At 64.5% G+C, this 16,735-nt stretch carries 8 protein-coding genes; 3 read left to right on the forward strand and 5 right to left on the reverse strand.

Annotated elements, in window-relative coordinates:
- Positions 1-212: 212 nt before the first annotated feature.
- From galB to ACSQ8Y_RS10430, 3 genes are all read right to left on the reverse strand, one after another.
- Entirely contained in the window at positions 213-2,987 is a 2,775-nt protein-coding gene (gene galB / locus ACSQ8Y_RS10420) for a beta-galactosidase GalB (protein WP_436266384.1), read from the reverse strand.
- 80 nt (positions 2,988-3,067) lie between these two features.
- Positions 3,068-5,878 carry a glycosyl hydrolase 115 family protein gene (locus ACSQ8Y_RS10425; protein ID WP_436266385.1) on the reverse strand — a complete coding sequence of 937 codons (2,811 nt, stop codon included), beginning with the start codon at positions 5,876-5,878 and terminating at the stop codon, positions 3,068-3,070.
- A gap of 23 nt (positions 5,879-5,901) precedes the next feature.
- Positions 5,902-7,284 (reverse strand): enolase C-terminal domain-like protein, encoded by a 1,383-nt coding sequence (locus ACSQ8Y_RS10430; protein WP_436266386.1) that lies wholly within the window; start codon positions 7,282-7,284, stop codon positions 5,902-5,904.
- A 281-nt stretch (positions 7,285-7,565) separates the two neighbouring features.
- Here ACSQ8Y_RS10430 and ACSQ8Y_RS10435 point away from each other — a divergent pair, with 281 nt between their 5' ends.
- From ACSQ8Y_RS10435 to ACSQ8Y_RS10445, 3 genes are all read left to right on the forward strand, one after another.
- On the forward strand, positions 7,566-10,658 hold the full coding sequence (locus ACSQ8Y_RS10435) for a TonB-dependent receptor (RefSeq protein ID WP_436266387.1): 3,093 nt from the start codon (positions 7,566-7,568) through the stop codon (positions 10,656-10,658).
- Between the two features lie 130 nt (positions 10,659-10,788).
- Positions 10,789-12,384 carry a family 43 glycosylhydrolase gene (locus tag ACSQ8Y_RS10440; RefSeq protein WP_436266388.1) on the forward strand — a complete coding sequence of 532 codons (1,596 nt, stop codon included), beginning with the start codon at positions 10,789-10,791 and terminating at the stop codon, positions 12,382-12,384.
- Positions 12,385-12,441: 57 nt separating this feature from the next.
- The gene (locus ACSQ8Y_RS10445; protein ID WP_436266389.1) at positions 12,442-13,860 is read left to right on the forward strand and encodes a rhamnogalacturonan acetylesterase; all 1,419 of its coding nucleotides are present in this window, start codon (positions 12,442-12,444) and stop codon (positions 13,858-13,860) included.
- A 15-nt stretch (positions 13,861-13,875) separates the two neighbouring features.
- Here the strand turns inward: ACSQ8Y_RS10445 and ACSQ8Y_RS10450 are convergent, their stop codons facing one another.
- Together ACSQ8Y_RS10450 and ACSQ8Y_RS10455 are read right to left on the reverse strand one after the other, a co-directional pair.
- Complete coding sequence (locus tag ACSQ8Y_RS10450; RefSeq protein WP_436266390.1) at positions 13,876-15,201, reverse strand: M20 metallopeptidase family protein; 1,326 nt, start codon at positions 15,199-15,201, stop codon at positions 13,876-13,878.
- A complete protein-coding gene (locus ACSQ8Y_RS10455) occupies positions 15,201-16,490 on the reverse strand; it encodes a cyanophycinase (protein ID WP_436266391.1) in 1,290 nt (429 codons plus the stop codon). The genes ACSQ8Y_RS10450 and ACSQ8Y_RS10455 overlap by 1 nt, the downstream gene beginning before the upstream one ends.
- Positions 16,491-16,735 lie beyond the last annotated feature (245 nt).

Below are 16,735 nucleotides of genomic sequence, written 5' to 3' on the forward strand. Positions count from 1 at the left end.
GAAAAGGCAACAGTGGAAGAGGATGCGACGCCTGCGGACTGGGAGTCCTGCCACGCGGCGCTAGAAGAACACCGATGCGTGTCGGCACGGGGCGCACTCAATGTCACCGTCGTTGAAACACTAAAATATCAAATCAGAGCCGCCAGTGGGAACGGCATTCCAATTCCAAAAACAAAACGGGCCGCCGGCACGGCGGCCCTCCGGGGCTATGATTACTGCGCAAGAATAGTCGCCGCTGCGGGCGCCAGGCCGCCTGCCTCGGCACGGACCGTGATCTTTCCTGGTTGGCCAGGCTTGCCACGGACGATCACCAATACCTGGCCGTTGAACGCCTGCCTGTCATGGGCCTGGAACGGCTCCATGTTGGTCTGGTCGCCGTTGTCCGTGGCCACGATCTCGCCCGGCCCGTCAATCGAAAAGCGCACCCGGTTGGCAGCGCGCGGCGACAGCCGCCCCTCCTTGTCCGTGACGCTCACCGACACGAAGGAAAGGTCTTTGCCGTCGGCCCGGATACGCTCCCGATCCGGCGAGGCGGCAAGCCGGGCGGCGGCGCCGGCGGTTTGCACCGCGCTGCGCGCCCACTCCTTCTTGTCCTTGTAGACCACCACCGCCACTTCGCCGGGCTCGTACTTCACGTAGTCCCAGCGGAAACGGTACTCGTAGGGTGAGCGCGCGGTCACCTTGGCGATCCGGCCCAGCGACTTGCCGTTCACGAACAGCTCCGCCTCGTCGCCCGACGAGAACACGTGGACCGGCGTCACCTGGCCGACGCGGTCCGGCCAGGTCCAGTGCGGCAGGATATGGGCGAAGGGCAGGTCCGCCCGCCAGCGCGACTGGTACAGGTAGAAGCGGTCCTTCTTGAAACCGGCCAGATCGACGATGCCGAAGTAGGAGCTGCGCGCCTCCTTGAAGGGTGTCGGCTCGCCCAGGTAGTCCCAGCCGGTCCAGACGAACTCGCCGGCGACATACGGGTTCTGGTCGTCGGTCGCGAACTGGCGGTCGGGTGTCACGCCCGGATCGGTCGCGAACAGTTCGTACGCGCTCACGTGATGACGCTCGAAGTCGCCACCTATGCCCGGCCGTATCTGGTGGCCGAAGTAGCCGCCGGGGACGGGGAACATATACTCGCCCCTGCTGCTCAAGGTCGACACGGTCTCGCTGCCATAAATCAGCTTGTCGGGGAACTTGGCCCGGTAAGTCGGGTACTGCGCGGGAATCGAACGCATGCCGGCGCCCCGGTAGTTGATGCCTATGGTGTCGAACACGCCCGTCAGCGGATCCTCCGCGCGCGCCAGGTGCTTGCCCGCCGTCGCGGGGCGGCCCGGGTCTTCCTGGTGGCTGATATCGACCAGCATCTTCGCAATCTCCGCGCCCCGCTCGGTGGTCTGTTCCAGCACCTCGTTGCCGACGCTCCACATGATGACGGAGGGGTGGTTGCGGTCACGGCGTATCATCGCCCGCAAGTCCTGTTCATGCCAGTCCTTGAACAGCAGGTGGGAGTCGAAGTTGGTCTTCTTGCGCTCCCAGGCATCGAAGATTTCGTCGATCACCAGGATGCCCATGCGGTCGCACAGCTCCAGTACCTCCGGCGCGGGCGGATTGTGGCTCAGGCGCAGCGCATTGAAGCCCATCTCCAGCATTACCTCGAGCTGGCGTTCGGCCGCGCGATAATTGAAGGCCGCGCCCAGGGCGCCGAGATCGTGGTGCAGATTGACGCCCTTCAGCCTGACCGGCACGTCATTGACGAACAAGCCTTGGTCCGGGTCGAAACGCAGGGACCGGATGCCGAAGCGGGTTTCATAGCGGTCCACCGCCTGGCCCTTGCTGGATACGGTGGTCACGGCGACATAGCGCTGCGCACGCTGTTCGGGCGCGGGGCCCCATAGGCGCGGGCTGCCGATGGCAGCCTCGCCCGTCACCGTCGCGCTGCCGTTGGCTTGTACGTTGAGCGCCGCCCCGGCAATGCTGGCCACCGCCGCCCCCTGCCGCTTACCTTCCGCATCCAGGGCATAAATCTCGGTCGCCACCCGCGCCACCGCCGGCGCATGGCCGCGATTATCGACGGTCACCTCCAACGCCACTGTCGCCACCTCCTTCGACACCTTGGGCGTACGGATGTGGGTGCCCCAGTGCGCCACATGCAGGGGACTGGTTTTGGTCAGCCAGACATGCCGGTAAATGCCGCTGCCGGAATACCAGCGCGAAGAGTCGACGGGATTGTCCAGTCTGAGCACCAGCTGGTTCTTGCCGCCCAGGATGACGTACGGCGTAAGATCGACGCGCCACGAGCTATAGCCGAACGGCCATCCCCCTACCAGCTTGCCATTCAACCAGACGGTCGCGTAAGACATCGCACCGTCGACATCCAGGAAAATCGACTTTCCCCTGTCCTGCGCGGGAATGTCCAGCGCCTTCCGATACCAGACCGCCCCCCAGCTTTTCAGACGGCCTATATTGCTGTACGGCCCATCCTTGAGGAAAGGGCCTTCGATCGCCCAGTCATGAGGCAAGTCCAGCGCGCGCCAGCCGCCATCGTCGAAATCGCTTTGCACAAAGGACACGCCGCCCCCCGGGTGCCCTTGGGGCCGCACGTGGCGTTGCTTCTCATCTTTGATGAAGGCGTTCCCAGTGGGCAGGATCCAGGCCTTCAGTCCCCCGCCGCCCACCTTGACGTCCGGGCCGCGCGGCGTCCACTCCTCCGGCTGCCCTTCCGTCCACGCGCCGCCACTGCGAACCTCGTAGGCGAGCGAATTGCCCGCGTCCGCAGGGTCGCCCTGGTGAAAGCGCCAAGCGCTATCGATAAGCACGCGCTCCCGCGGCGCCAGCTGCGCGGAGAAGGCATCGGGCTGAAGCACCTGCGCACAGGCCGGCGCCGGCGCCTGCAGGCAGATCAGGACGGCGCCGGCGAGGTATTTAATGCAGTGTGACCGCATGGCCGCTGCAGCCAGCGCCAGCTTGAATCTGTTTTCTTTGGTGACCATGGTCATTGAGCTTCCAAGGTTGCGGGCAAAGCGTGGAGCAGGGAATTGGCGCGGTCTACCGCGCCCCTGCGTAACGGGCCTGCCATTCAAGGCAGGCCTTCTTGGCCGGATCCAAATGGTTCTTGCAAGGCCTTGCCATAATATTGAGGCGCGCCGTCGAAGGCGACCTCAATGCGATCGAGCACCACGCCGGGATCGAGGGCGTACACTTTCAGCCGGTGACGGCCGGGGACGAGCGCACGCACTTCGCGCACCCGCACGGCGGTATTGGACAAGGTGTTGTGCTTCCACTCGTCACTGCGGCCGAACGTTTCGAAGTCCAATAATTGCAAGGGGCTGTCATCCAGGCTGTAGGCCAAGCGAACGCCATTGGCAGACGTCAGCGCGTGCGCCGGCACCGTCACGAACTTGAGCCGCGCCGCGCTTTGCGTGTGGCTCACAAAGTCGTATTCCAGCGGCGGGCGAGTGCCTGCGGCGCTCAGGTCCACCGACGCCTGCTGGAGATCGGAGCGCATGCTTGCGCCGTAGCTACCCAGACCAGGCGACACGGTCCACCCCGCAGTCGCCTTCGCGCTGGCCGATGGCAAGGCGACGATACGGTCATGCTCGGTCGGCAACAGCTCCCCGGCGCCCGGGGTCAGCGCGAGATTGGCCTCCACCATGGCCGCACCGCATTCCAGGCCCAACCGCCCGGCCTTGGCCTTGCCGTCGTAACGCACCTGTATGCGCTGCTCGTAGCCGTTCGCGCCATCGAGTTCGCCGCCGTTTGGCGTTAAGGCATAGCCATCGGGAACCGCCGTGGCTTTCCAGCGCACCGCGCCCGCGCCATAGTTGACGAGTGTGATGGTCTTGGTCTCAGCCCGGCCGGTGGTGAACGCCAGGCGGTCGGACCAGGCCGAAAGCGGAGCCGGATAGGCCACCACGCAATCCTTGCGCACCGGCTTGCCATAGCTGGCCACTACGGGCGGCTCGAATACGGGCAGGCGGCGTGGCGCCGCATCCATCATGCCCTGCCATTTGCCCTGGTTATACGTCCTGGTGTCCTCGGCGATGGCGCGCTGGGCGCGTTCGGCCTGGCGGGCATAGCGCTCGGCGGCCGGCCGGCCCGCACGGGCCAGTTGCGCCGCCAAGTCCTGCTTCAGGATGCGCGCGTTCAGATTGGCGCTGGCGCGCACCGGATACAGCACCAGCTGGAAGTAGGCGTCCCGCTGCGCGGCAGGCAGCGCAGCGTGGACGGCCTCCGCGCGCCGCACCAGCGCGGCGTATTTCGCCAGCCGCTGCTCGGCCTCTTCGCCGCCGGACTGCATATAGTCGGTCTGGCGCGTGACCGTGGTCGGCTCGGTCTGGCTGAAGCCCATGAACTCGGGCCGGCGCTCCCACGCCAGATCGTAATAACCCAGCAGAATGTCCGCGATCTCTTCCGCGCGGCCGGCATCGAATTGCGCCGACAGCCATTGCGTCAGGTGCTGCCGCGGGGACAGGGCCAGTTGCTTCTGATCGAAAGCGATGTCGAGGAAATACTGGGTCAGGTACTCGAGCGGCTTGATATCGCCGACGTTGGCGATCCAGACCTTGTTCGTGCCCGTCACCGTGGCCCGCTCCAGCTGGTCGCGGATCAGCGCCGGATGCGTGGTCCCCAGCCACAAATAATCGTGCGGGCGGCCCCAATAGGACAGATGGTAGTACAAACCGGCGCCGCCACCGCGCCGCGCCTCCTGCGGAGTACTCAACTGGTGCATATAGCCATAGTTATCGTCCGGCCAGACGAGGGTGATGTCGTCCCTGACTTGCAGGCCGGCTTTATAGATGTCGAGCACTTCCTTGTACAAGGTCAGCGCCTGCGGGATGTGCTCGGCGGGCTTGCCCTGCGCTGCGCTCAGCAACTGGCGCTGGACATCGATCACGGCAGCCGTGCCTTCGAGCTGCTTCGCCACCGTGTCCGCCCCCTCCATGGCGCTGTCATGCACGCCACGGATCCCGACCGAGTAGATGTTTTCGAACTGTTTGACCTCGTTCACCCGCTGGTCCCAATAGCTTACCAGCGCGTCGCGGTTGGTGAAGAAGTTGAAGGCCCCTTGCCGCTTGTCCCACTCGCGCACATTGTTGCGCATCATGGGCTCCGCGTGCGAAGTGCCCATCACGATGGCGTAGTCGCGCGCCATCCGCGCATTGCCAGGAATCTGGTAGAAAGGCTTGGTGGAATCGTGCATCGCGGGCCAGATGATGTTGGCCTTCAGGCGCCACAGCAACTCGAAGATCCGGGAATAAGTCTCCGGTCCGATATCTTTCGCGGGGTCGCGCTTCGCGGCCCAGGGCTGCAGGCCCCAGTCCTCGTCATTCAGGAACACGCCGCGATACTGAACCGAGGGACCGCGCGAAGTAACCGCTTCGGCCGCCACTTCTATGCGCTTACGCTGCGCGGGATGCACGTCGGCCCACCACTCCCAGGCGGAAACGCCCATTTCCCGGGTCAGGTCGATGACGCCATAGACCGTGCCGCGCGTGTCGGAGCCGGCAATCAGCATGATCTGGCGGGCCGCGCCGCGGCGCGAATCGAACACCACGCGCTGATACCGTTCCCAGCCGCCCTTCAGCGCGGAGAGGTCTATGCCCTCCTCCTTGGCGATCCGCTGGACCAGGGCGCTGTCAAAGCGGCCGATCACCACGCAGCGCCGCCGGCATTGCTCCATGCGTGTCGCGGTGACTGCCTGGACGCCGCTCACCGCTTGCACATCGCGCTGCAGCAGTTTCGCCGACAGCCGCATGGTGGCGTCGTCTTCGTGGATGATGTCTGCGCCCCCTGCCGGGCCGGCGAGTTCGAAGCCGGCATGGCTGGCCGGCGCGCAGGCGAACAAACCGAGCAGCAAGCAAAGGCGGCGGAAAGGGATATTTATCATGGTTGATTTATTTAAGTGCCACGTTAGGACTTACGCCCCAGGCTGGCCTGCTTGGGATGATACGTCCAGCCGGGCACAAGATAGCGCATCGCCATTGCGTCGTCACGGGCGGTGCCGGCGACTTTTTTGTAGAGATCATGGGCTGCCGCGATGCGGGCAAAGTCAGGTTCTATCCCCAGGCCCGGCGCCTTGGGCACCGCCACTTCGCCACCGACGATCGTCAAAGGCTCGCGGGTAAGGCGTTCCCGGCCCTCTTGCCAGATCCAGTGGGTATCAATGGCCGTGATCTCGCCAGGTGCGGCGGCCGCCGCGTGCGTGAACATGGCCAACGAAACGTCGAAATGGTTGTTGGAATGCGAGCCCCAGGTCATGCCCCAGTCGGCGCACAGCTGAGCCAGGCGAACTGAGCCCTGCATGGTCCAGAAGTGCGGATCGGCCAGCGGGATATCCACCGCACCAAGGAGATGCGAATGCGCCATTTGACGCCAGTCGGTGGCCACCATATTGGTCGCGGTGCGGATGCCGGTGGCACGCTTGAACTCCGCCATGACCTCGCGGCCCGAGTAGCCGTTCTCCGGGCCGCAGGGGTCTTCCGCGTAGGCCAGCAGATGGGCGTTGCCCTTGCAGATGGCGATGGCTTCGCTCAGCGACCACGCCCCGTTCGGGTCCAGCGTCACGCGCGCCTCCGGGAAACGGGCCTTGATCGCCGCCACTGCTTCCATTTCCTCCGCGCCCCGCATGACGCCGCCCTTCAGTTTGAAGTCGCGGAAACCGTACTGCGCGACCGTGGCGGCGGCCAGGTCGGCGATGGCCTCCGGCGTCAGCGCTTCCTGATGGCGGCGCTGGTACCAGCCCTCCCCCGTCGACGGCAGATAAGGCAAATCGGCGCGCTTGCGGTCCCCTATATAGAACAGATAGGCCAGCATGGGCACGCTGTCGCGCTGCTGGCCGTTGCCGAGCAGTTCACACACCGGGACGCCCAAGTGCTGGCCCAGCAGATCCAATAGGGCCGCCTCGACGGCCGTGACCACGTTCTCCAACCTTAGATTGATTTCGTGCGGCTGCTTCAGCACTTCGGCCTCGGCGGCCGACGTCACCTGGTGCTGGTGCGTGCCGTCGCGCGGCGCGACGGCATTGCGCACGGCATTGAGCGTGCGATTGTAGCGGCCGATCTCGCTGCCCACCACCAGTGGGATGGTCTGTTCGAGCGCCTTCAATATACCGCCCCCCCCCGGCACCTCACCCATCCCCACACGGCCAGCGTTGTCCTCGAGCAGCACGAGGTTGCGCGTGAAGTACGGCGCGTGTGCGCCGCACAGGTTCAGTAACATGCTATCGCGTCCAGCGACAGGGACAACACGCATTGCCACAACGATAGGCGTCCCGGTATTTGCCACCACACTCATATTTTTTCCTCACCCCTAAAATCGATAAAACAGTCGCAGCGGATAGCTAGTACCCACGTTGCCGCTTTTCAGTAATATTTTAGTGCATTATGATGGATGTGTCACTATAGCCTCAAACTGTCTCACCCATTGTATTGCTCAATACATATATCTCATCTAAAATATTAGTGCATTAAGATGATTGCGTGCCAACGGCGGTCAAACATTGCATGGCACCCCTGACCGGTCAGCGCCTGTGGCTGCCGCTATCAATCAAGCAACTAAAAAAACGGGAGACAAGTATGAAAAAGAATTGGAAAGGCGGACGCCGGGACGTGTTTGCCATGGGGATCATGGCAAGTCTGGTGGCGGGTGCGTATGCGCAGACGCCGGCCGGGCAGGACCAGGCGCCCGCAAGCGTGACCATCACGGGTTACCGCAGTTCGCTGGCGCTGTCCGCCAACGAAAAGCGCGACAACGTTGGCTTGACCGACACCGTGTTCTCCGAGGACATGGGCAAGTTCCCCGATCCGAACATCGCCGATGCGCTGGCCCGGGTGCCCGGTGTGCAGGTGACGCGCGCGGCGATCGATGGGGAAGGCATGAACATCTCCATCCGCGGCATGGGCCCGGCCTTCACCCGCGTGCTGCTGAACGGCGCCCCGATGGCCTCGGCCTCGGGGGGCAACTGGGGCGGTGGTGTCAGCGCCAACCGCGAAGTGGACATGGACTTCCTGCCGGCGGAACTGTTCCGCAGCGCCAGCGTATACAAGAGCCAGCAGGCCGAGCTGGTCGAGGGCGGCTTGGCCGGCACCGTCAACATGCGCAGCGTGCGCCCCTTCGACAAGAGCGGCTTTCGCTCCGCCTTCACCCTGAGCGGCAACTATCGCGATCAGGACAAAAAATTGGGGAACACCGGGTCCGCCCTGATCAGCAACACCTGGAATACGCCTTGGGGCAAGATGGGTCTGCTGGGCGGCGTTGCCTGGGGCAACAGCAACTACTACACGGACGCATTCCAGTCCGTGGAGATGCGCAACCTGCAGCTCAGGCCCTCCCAGTCCAATGCGTCGGACAAGCCGAACAGCACCGGCGGCGGCTCGCAATCGACGCCCGACACGGTGCCTTCCGGCCTGCCGCTGGACCTGCTGCCGGCTTATGCCCGTTCCGTCCTCATCCCTGGCGCAAAGATCGACCGCGCCATGCTGCTGGCCCTGAACCCCGGCGCCACCATCCAGCAAATCGACAACGGCCTGATGGGCCGCCTGGGCCGCCACATCGTCTACAGCGGCGAGCGCAAGCGCAAGGGCGAAGTGCTCAGCTTCCAGTGGCAGCCGAACGACCAGTGGGACGTCTACCTCGACACCCTGTTCGCCCAGAAAGGCAACCAGATGGTCCAGCAAGGCATGAACGTGGGCACGCGCGCCGCCACGCCCATCCCCATCGGCCTTGAATTCGACCGCAGCGACTGCACCTACGGCTGCACCATCACCAAGGGCGTCCTGGCCAACACATTCTGGGCGCTGGAATACCGGCCGATGGTGGAAAATACCCACTTCCGCAGCATCAATCCGGGCTTCGAATGGCGGCCATCGGACAAGTTGACCATCGACGGCCACGTGAACTTCACCAAGAGCTCATTCTACCGCGAGATGCCGACGGTGCTGCTGGCGACCCAAGCGGCGCCCTCGGTCATCACCTACGACAACACGGTGCCGGGCCAGTCCCCGACCTTCACCGGCAACCTCGATCCCAACGACCCCGCCAACTTCGGCTGGTACCAGGGAGGCCAGGGCTTGTCCGGCCTGCGCATGGACAAGTTCGAGCGCACCAACACGACCAAGGGCACGCGCCTGAACATCAAGTGGGGCGACGACGACTTCAACGTCAAGTTCGGCGGTGCTTACGACGACACCGAGCGCCGCTACCGCAGCTACAATGTGGCCGACTCGTGGATGAACGTCGCCTGCGGGAATAACCTCAACGTCCGCTACTTCGCCCCCAACACCCGTCTGCGCGGCGGCTGCGATGGCCGCAGCGCGCCCGGCGTCGGCGACGCGAATACCGCCTATCCGGGCTACGGCACCGGTTCGACGGCCGGCATGACGACGCCCCTGACCTACCTGGGCTCGGTGGTGACGAACGCGAAGGTGACGCAGTACGCCCAGCCGTCCAGTCAGGGCTTCATCACGCTGGACTGGAACAAGTTCGCGGCCGACACGGACTACCAGTATTTCAGCGATAAGCTCTCCAGCGGCCCCGCTGGCGGCGGCTACATCCGCGAGAAGGTGGCGGGCCTGTACACGGAAGTGAACGGGCGCGCGCCCATCTTCGGCCGTACCCTGCGCTACAACGCGGGGGTGCGTTACGTGCAGACGGAGCAGATCATCGGCGACCTGAGCTCGACGGCCGATCCCCGCAATGCGACGCTGAAGGATGGCGGCTACTATCCCAATGTGCTGGGGTGGAAATACGAAGCGGTCAAGTACCACAACATGATGCCGTCGGCGACCTTCGCCTACGACATCACGCCGTCCTTGATCGCGCGCGCGTCGGGCTCGCGCACCATGACGCGCGCCAATCCCGCCGACCTGCGCCAGACCAGCCTGTACGTCGGCGACCAGGGCGCGCGCCAGGGTAGTGTGACCAACCCCAATCTCAAGCCCTACGAGTCGAACAACCTGGACCTCGGCCTGGAGTACTACATGACGCGCGAGGCCTACGTCGCATTGAGCGGCTTCGCCAAGGACATCGTCAGCCGTCCCGGCATCCGCATCAGCAACTACTCCTTGGCGCAGCTGGACCAGATGTACGGCACGGTCACCTTGTCGGACGCGCAACTGATATCGGTGGCCACTAGCGGTGGGCGCGACAAGCACACGATCGAGATCGTGGAGCCCTACAACGTTGCCAGCAAGCTGAAGGTGCGCGGTCTCGAGTTCACCTGGCAGCAGCCGCTGGACATGCTGCCTGTGAAGGGCTTCGGCTTCACGGGCAACCTCACCTACGCCCGCCAGACGGACGACGCGCCCAACGCGCCGCCGGTGGCCGGCGTGCCGCCGCGCACCAACAACCTCACGCTCTACTACGAGCGCGACGGCGTGAACCTGCGCGTGGCGCGCCAGTACACTTCGGCTATGATTACCAACACCAGCACCGGCCTCACCGCGCCTGGCGGGGTGTACGCGTACTCGACACCGCGGGCGCAGGTGGACATGTCGGCGGGCCTGAACCTGAAGCAGGTGTTCGGCTTCTCCCACAATGCCGACCTGACCCTCAGCGTGTGGAACCTGAACAACGCGATCACCAAGAACTACACGCAGTTCACCAACGCGGTCTTCGACGAACTCAAGCCGGGCCGCAGCTACTCGATGTCGCTGCGCATGACGTTCTGATGCACTGCCCTCGGCCCGGCATGGGCCTTGGGGGCGAGCGGCCCCTGGCGCGCTGGCAGCGCGCTGCGCATGCGACGCGGGCGCAGACTTACTTAATGGAGATTTACATTTGGCAAACCGAAGAGACGCGTTGAAATCGTTGGGCATCGCCCCCCTGATGCTGAGCGCACCGGCAACGCCGCAGATCAGTGCGCCTGCCCATCAGGCCCAGGGCGCTATCTGGAGCGCGGGGCCGGAAGGCCAGCGCAAAGCCGACCTGGGCAACGGCACCTTCCTCAACCCCATCCTGGCCGGCGACCATCCCGATCCTTCGATTCTGAAGGACGGGAAGGACTACTACATGGCCTACTCGACTTTCGACGCCTATCCCGGTTTGCTGATCTGGCACAGCCAGGACTTGGTCAACTGGGAACCGATCGGTCCCGCACTCAGGAAAAACATCGGATCGGTGTGGGCGCCCGAACTCTGCAAACACCAGGGCCGCTTCTACATCTACATCCCGACGCGCGAGACCTCCGCGGCAGGCTCCCGCAACACGTCCTGGGTGATCTGGGCCGACCACATCGAGGGGCCGTGGTCGGAGCCGGTGGACCTTGACCTGCCCAAGCATATCGATCCTGGCCATGCCGTCGGTGAAGACGGGTCGCGCTGGCTGTTCCTGTCCGACGGCGACCGCGTCAGGCTGTCGGACGACGGCCTGGCCACTGTCGGCAAGCCTGAACACATCTACGATCCCTGGCGTTTCCCCGATGACTGGGACAGCGAAGGCTTTTCCCCGGAGGGCCCCAAGATCACCCGTCATGGCGAGTATTTCTACATGATCCTCGCGGTCGGCGGCACCGCCGGCCCAGCCACCGGCCACATGGTGATCGCGGCGCGCTCGCGTTCGATCCACGGGCCGTGGGAACACCATCCGCGCAATCCCCTGGTGCGCACCGGATCCCAGCAGGAACGCTGGTGGTCCAGGGGCCACGCGACCCTGGTCGAAGGCCCAAACGGCGACTGGTGGTCTGTGTACCACGGATACGAAAACGGCTTCTGGACCCTCGGACGCCAAACCCTGCTGGCGCCAGTGTCGTGGACCCGGGACGGCTGGCTCGAATTCGGCGGCGACGACCTGTCGCTGCCCCTGCCGAAACCGAAAGGTGGGCGCGCCGGCCCCCACGGCCTGGCGCTGTCGGACGACTTCACGAGCGACAAGTACGGCATTCAGTGGAGCTTCTTCAACCCGGCGCCCGACGAGGCGTCGCGCCTGCGGCGCGGCAATGGGGTGCTGCATCTCGCCGCGCGCGGCGCAGCGCCGTCCTCCTCGCCACCGCTGCTGTTTATCGCCGGCGAGCAGGATTATGAGTTCGAGTGTGAAATCGAGGTGGATCCGGGCGCGCGCGCCGGCTTGCTGCTGTTCTATGACAGCGCGCTGTATTGCGGCGTGAGCTTCGACGCGGAACACTTCATCGGCCACAAGTACGGGATCGAGCACAGCCGCTATCCCAATCCGCTCGGACCGCGCATGTTCATCCGCATGCGGAACATGCGCCATATCGTGCGCGTCCATATCTCGGCCGATGGCAAGCACTGGAAACGCTTCGAACGGACGTTCGAGGTCTCCGGCTACCATCACAACGTGCGCGGCGGATTTCTCGCGCTGAGACCCGGCATTTTCGTCTCCGGCAAGGGGGAAGCGCGGATTCGCAACTTCAAGTACCGGGTGCCGCTCGATGGCTGAGCATGGTCCAACTTTCACTCCCTGTCCCGAAGGACAGGGTTTCCCGGAGCACTTCTGATGATATTCACCACATTTCCTTCGTTGCGGAAGCCGCTCGCCGCTCGCTTTGATTGCACCTTTCCGCCCAACGCATCGCGGCTCGACGTCACCGCCAGCGGCGCGGCGCATCGCAACCGGCCGGGTGCAATGACCCGCTGCTTCGCGGCCGGCGTCGTGGCTGCGCTAAGCGTGGCCGGCGTAAACGGGACCGCGTGCGCCGCGGCGGCGGCGCAGCGTTTCGCCTTCAACGGCGAGCCGGCCGGCACGGCTGTGGAGACGAGCTATACGGAGGGTGCGGGGTTTGGCCTGCTGTCGCGTCCGGGCAGCGGCGATTTTGCGTTTTCGGTCAAGGCGGCGCCGGGCGACTATCAGGTCACGCTGACCTTGCGCAGCGATCGGCCGTTGCGCGCCATGTTGTGGGCGGAGGATCGCCGTCTGGCGACCACGCCGGTGGAACTTGCGTCCGGCGTAACGGTGACCCGTCGCTTCCTTGTCAATGTGCGCAATCCGGAGCTGGTCAAGGTATGGACCGACCTGGTGTCCAAGCCCACGGTAAGCCTCGGTGACGAAGAGGCGCGCGGGCGGGCCTGGGACGACCAGCTCACGGTCAGCCTGGCTGGCCTGGAGGATGCCATCCGCGCGATCGAAATTCAGCCGGTGGCCGCCCGCCGCATCCTGCTCGCAGGCGACAGCACGGTGGCGTCGCAAGCAAAAGGCGACGCGGCCTCGTGGGGCCAAATGCTGGCGCGTTTCATCGATCCAGCGCTGGTGGTAGCCAATCACGCGCGCAATGGCCACTCGTTGAAGTCTTTCCTCACCAGCCTACGCTGGGACAAGCTCACCGCCGACATCCGCCCCGGCGATATCGTGATTCTGCAGTTCGGCCACAACGACGAGAAGAAGGAACACGCGCGCACCTATTCCGCGCCGGACCAGGCGTACAGCGCCTTCCTGGCTGCCATGGTCGCGGACGTGCGTCAGCACGGCGGTTTTCCCGTACTGGCCACGCCGGTCGCGCGGCGCACATTCAATGCAGCCGGCACGATCGAGAACAGCCACATGGCTTATGACGAAGCGGTACGCACGCTGGCAATGCAGCGGCGGGTGCCGCTGATCGACCTGACTGCCATGGGGACAACGATGTACCAGGCGCTGGGACCGGCGCTCGCGCCCCAGGCGTTCGCCCAAGGCGGGCAGGACCCCACCCATCACAACGCCTACGGCGCCTACGTCCTCGCCTGCCTGGTCGCGCGCGGCCTGCACGGGCACGCCGAACTGAAGGTAGGGCTGGCGGATGCCGCACCAGCCTGCACACCAAGCAGCTTCCCATCGCCCTCTCAGTATGAGCTGCGTGACCTGGGCTGGAGCAAATTCACGGCGTCGGCCAACCCAGGACCCAGCGACAAGCCGGGTAGCAAAATCAGTGAAACGGAATAGTGATTCCCCATGCTTTCAGTCACCGGTCAAATAATCAGCGGCCAGACTGGCGAGCGCGCGCACGCCCGTCAGCAAGGCCGCCTCGTCGGGATTGAAACGCGGTGAGTGGTTGGCGGCCCACTGTGCCGGATCGGCCCCGGGCGGATTCACGCCGAGGAAAAACAACATGGAAGGGACGTGCTGGCCGTAATAGGAAAAGTCTTCCGCCGTGGTACTCGGCGCTGCATCGCTCAGCAACTGCGCGCCCGCCACGCGGCGCAGGCTGGGTAGCATTTTTTCCGTCAGCGCAGGATCGTTCCATGTCACGGGATAACCGGGATCAAAACTCACCGCGGCAGTGGCGCCGGCCGACCGCGCCAGATGTTCTGCCGTACGCTTGACTTGCAACAGCAACTGCTCGCGCATGGCCGGATCAAAACTGCGTATGGTGCCGCTCATTTTGACTTCATCGGGCACGATGTTGGCGCGCTGGCCGGCGTGCAATGTGCCAACCGTGACCACGGCTGGTGCAACCGTCAAATCGGTCTGACGGCTAACGATGGTTTGCAGCCCCAGCACGATCTGCGCCGCCACCACGACCGGATCCACCCCATTCCATGGCAGGGCACCATGGGTCTGGCGCCCCTGCACCACGATCTCGAAGGTATCGCTGCCGGCCATCAGCCCGCGTGCACGGGTGGAAATGGTTCCCGTAGGCGCCGGCGTAATGCCGACGTGCAGGCCAAACATGGCCGATACTTTGGGATTGTCCAGCACACCCGCCTTGACCAGCCGTTCGGCACCATTCGGTTCATTGGGCACGCCCTCCTCGGCAGGCTGGAACACCAGCTTGACGGAGCCCGACAACTGCCCGCGCATCGCGGCCAGCACGCGCGCTGCGCCCAGCAGCATGGCCACATGCATGTCATGGCCACAGGCGTGCATGAGGCCGACCTCCATCCCGACCTCCCTGCCGCCCGTCCGCACCCGCTCGCGCGAAGCAAACGGCAGGCCGGTTTCTTCCGTCACGGGCAAGCCATCCATATCGGCCCGCAGGGCTACCACCGGGCCGGGACGCCCCGTTTTCAGCAAGCCGACCACGGCCGTCCCGGCCAAGCCTCGCGTCACTTCATAGCCCATGCGGCCCAGTTCTTTCGCCACCAGGTCCGCTGTGCGGCGCTCCTGAAACGCCAGTTCAGGATGGGCGTGCAGGTCGCGCCGCCAGTTCACCACTTCCGGCAGCACTTTCGCTGCCTCGGCATCGAGCTGGGTGTGATAGCGGGCCGGCGGAGCCAACTGCGCCACCGCGGTGACGGACTGGCTGCACAGCAGCAGACTTGCGATCCAATGTCCCGCCGTCATTACCACGCCTGATAGTAAGGTGTTTTCAGGCGCACAGGCCGCACATCAAGCCGCGCATCGAAGATGGAGTATTCATTATTGTCCAGTCCGTCATTATCCCAGCCGTGCGTATGCTCATCACGCCGCAGCATGAACTCGAAACCCAGTTCGGGGGCAGGATCGGGCACGGTCGCGTCGGGGAACTGCTCGAGGTCGAAGGCGATGCCCCGGACATGGTCGCGCGGGCCATCCACCAGTTGCGTCAGCGCGCGCAGGATAGTGTTTTCGCCGAGGATGTCGGTGTAAGCGGGACGCATATATTCCAGGTCCGAAACAGCGCCAGGCTGAAGGAACTTGATCTCGCCCCTGGCCTGTTTGGCCGCCAGTACCTGCCCCTTCAATTTGCCAAGGTCGTAACGGTCGCCATTGTCGAGATAGGAGATTCGGGCATTGCGCACGTTCACAGGGCCAGCCTCCCGCGTCGCCTGACGCAAGTCCAGCAACAGCGCGCCGCTGCCGCCGACGATTTCGATTTCGGTACCGTGAATGATAGCCGCGGTATTCTCGTCCACCCCGAGACCCACCTTATAACCTTTGGCCAGCATCAGCGCCAGCATGCGCCCCACCCTGCCGCGTTTGATGAAATGCTGGTCAATGAACAGCTGGTCGCCGACAAACCCCAGCCCCCGGTCGATTTCCTTACCATCGCGCATAACGCCCTTCATCACCTGCACGGGATTCAGCGCATCGCGGAACATGGTGCTGCTCATGATGGCGGCACCGGCGCTGCTGCCGGCAATCACGCCGCCGCGCGCCTGCAGCTCGCGCACGGCCAGCAGCACGGGCGACGCCACCCCGTCCGGATTCAGTACATCGACCGTGCGCTCCTGCGCACCGCCGGTAAAGAACACGCCCGTGGCGGCGCGGATCTGGGCCACATTGGCAGGGTCGGCCGCCGCCCTGCGCGCGGACTCCAGCGTCTCGCCAGCCCAGAGCGGTGCGATCTTCAGCAATTCCGCCGTCGCACCACGGCGCCGTAGTTGTCCCACAGCATCCGCGCCCGACGTTTCAGGACGCGACGACGCGCTGGGAATCACCACGAACCGTGCCGCAGAACCACCTGCCAATTGCACCAGCCGCTGGCGTATTGCCTCATTGTCGGAGCGCACGGCGCCGCCCATCGGCATCACCGTGCCAACGACAGGCTGAAACGCCAGCGGCTGCGCAGTCTCCGCGGCATGGGCGACAGAAGCCGGCAACTGAGCGCCCAGTTGCGCCGCACATAGCAGCAGTATCGACACGGATTTCACAGGCAAGCTCCTTCACCACAATGGCATTGGCGCTATGTTGCCATTGATCTGGCACCTGTGGCCAGACACGCTCCCCTGTTTGCGCGCATTGGCACTAGATATCGCACTGTGGAAAATCCGCAACAGATTTGTGCTGTTTTCTTTGCAACAATGCGACACTGCTCACACGGAGCGACCCGCGCAAGTTCCGGCGCGCGTGAGCAGTCGAATGTTGCATATTATGAAACTGTCTCATAAGCACCCCA

Source organism: Pseudoduganella sp. LjRoot289 (genome assembly GCF_964252925.1).
Lineage (GTDB): Bacteria > Pseudomonadota > Gammaproteobacteria > Burkholderiales > Burkholderiaceae_D > Rugamonas.

Bases quoted from the DNA above. Each gene is read 5' to 3' on its own strand.
- ACSQ8Y_RS10430 (WP_436266386.1), bottom strand. From the start codon at position 7,284: ATGAGTGTGGTGGCAAATACCGGGACGCCTATCGTTGTGGCAATGCGT.
- galB (WP_436266384.1), bottom strand. From the start codon at position 2,987: ATGACCATGGTCACCAAAGAAAACAGATTCAAGCTGGCGCTGGCTGCA.
- ACSQ8Y_RS10425 (WP_436266385.1), bottom strand. From the start codon at position 5,878: ATGATAAATATCCCTTTCCGCCGCCTTTGCTTGCTGCTCGGTTTGTTC.
- ACSQ8Y_RS10450 (WP_436266390.1), bottom strand. From the start codon at position 15,201: ATGACGGCGGGACATTGGATCGCAAGTCTGCTGCTGTGCAGCCAGTCC.
- ACSQ8Y_RS10445 (WP_436266389.1), top strand. From the start codon at position 12,442: ATGATATTCACCACATTTCCTTCGTTGCGGAAGCCGCTCGCCGCTCGC.
- ACSQ8Y_RS10435 (WP_436266387.1), top strand. From the start codon at position 7,566: ATGAAAAAGAATTGGAAAGGCGGACGCCGGGACGTGTTTGCCATGGGG.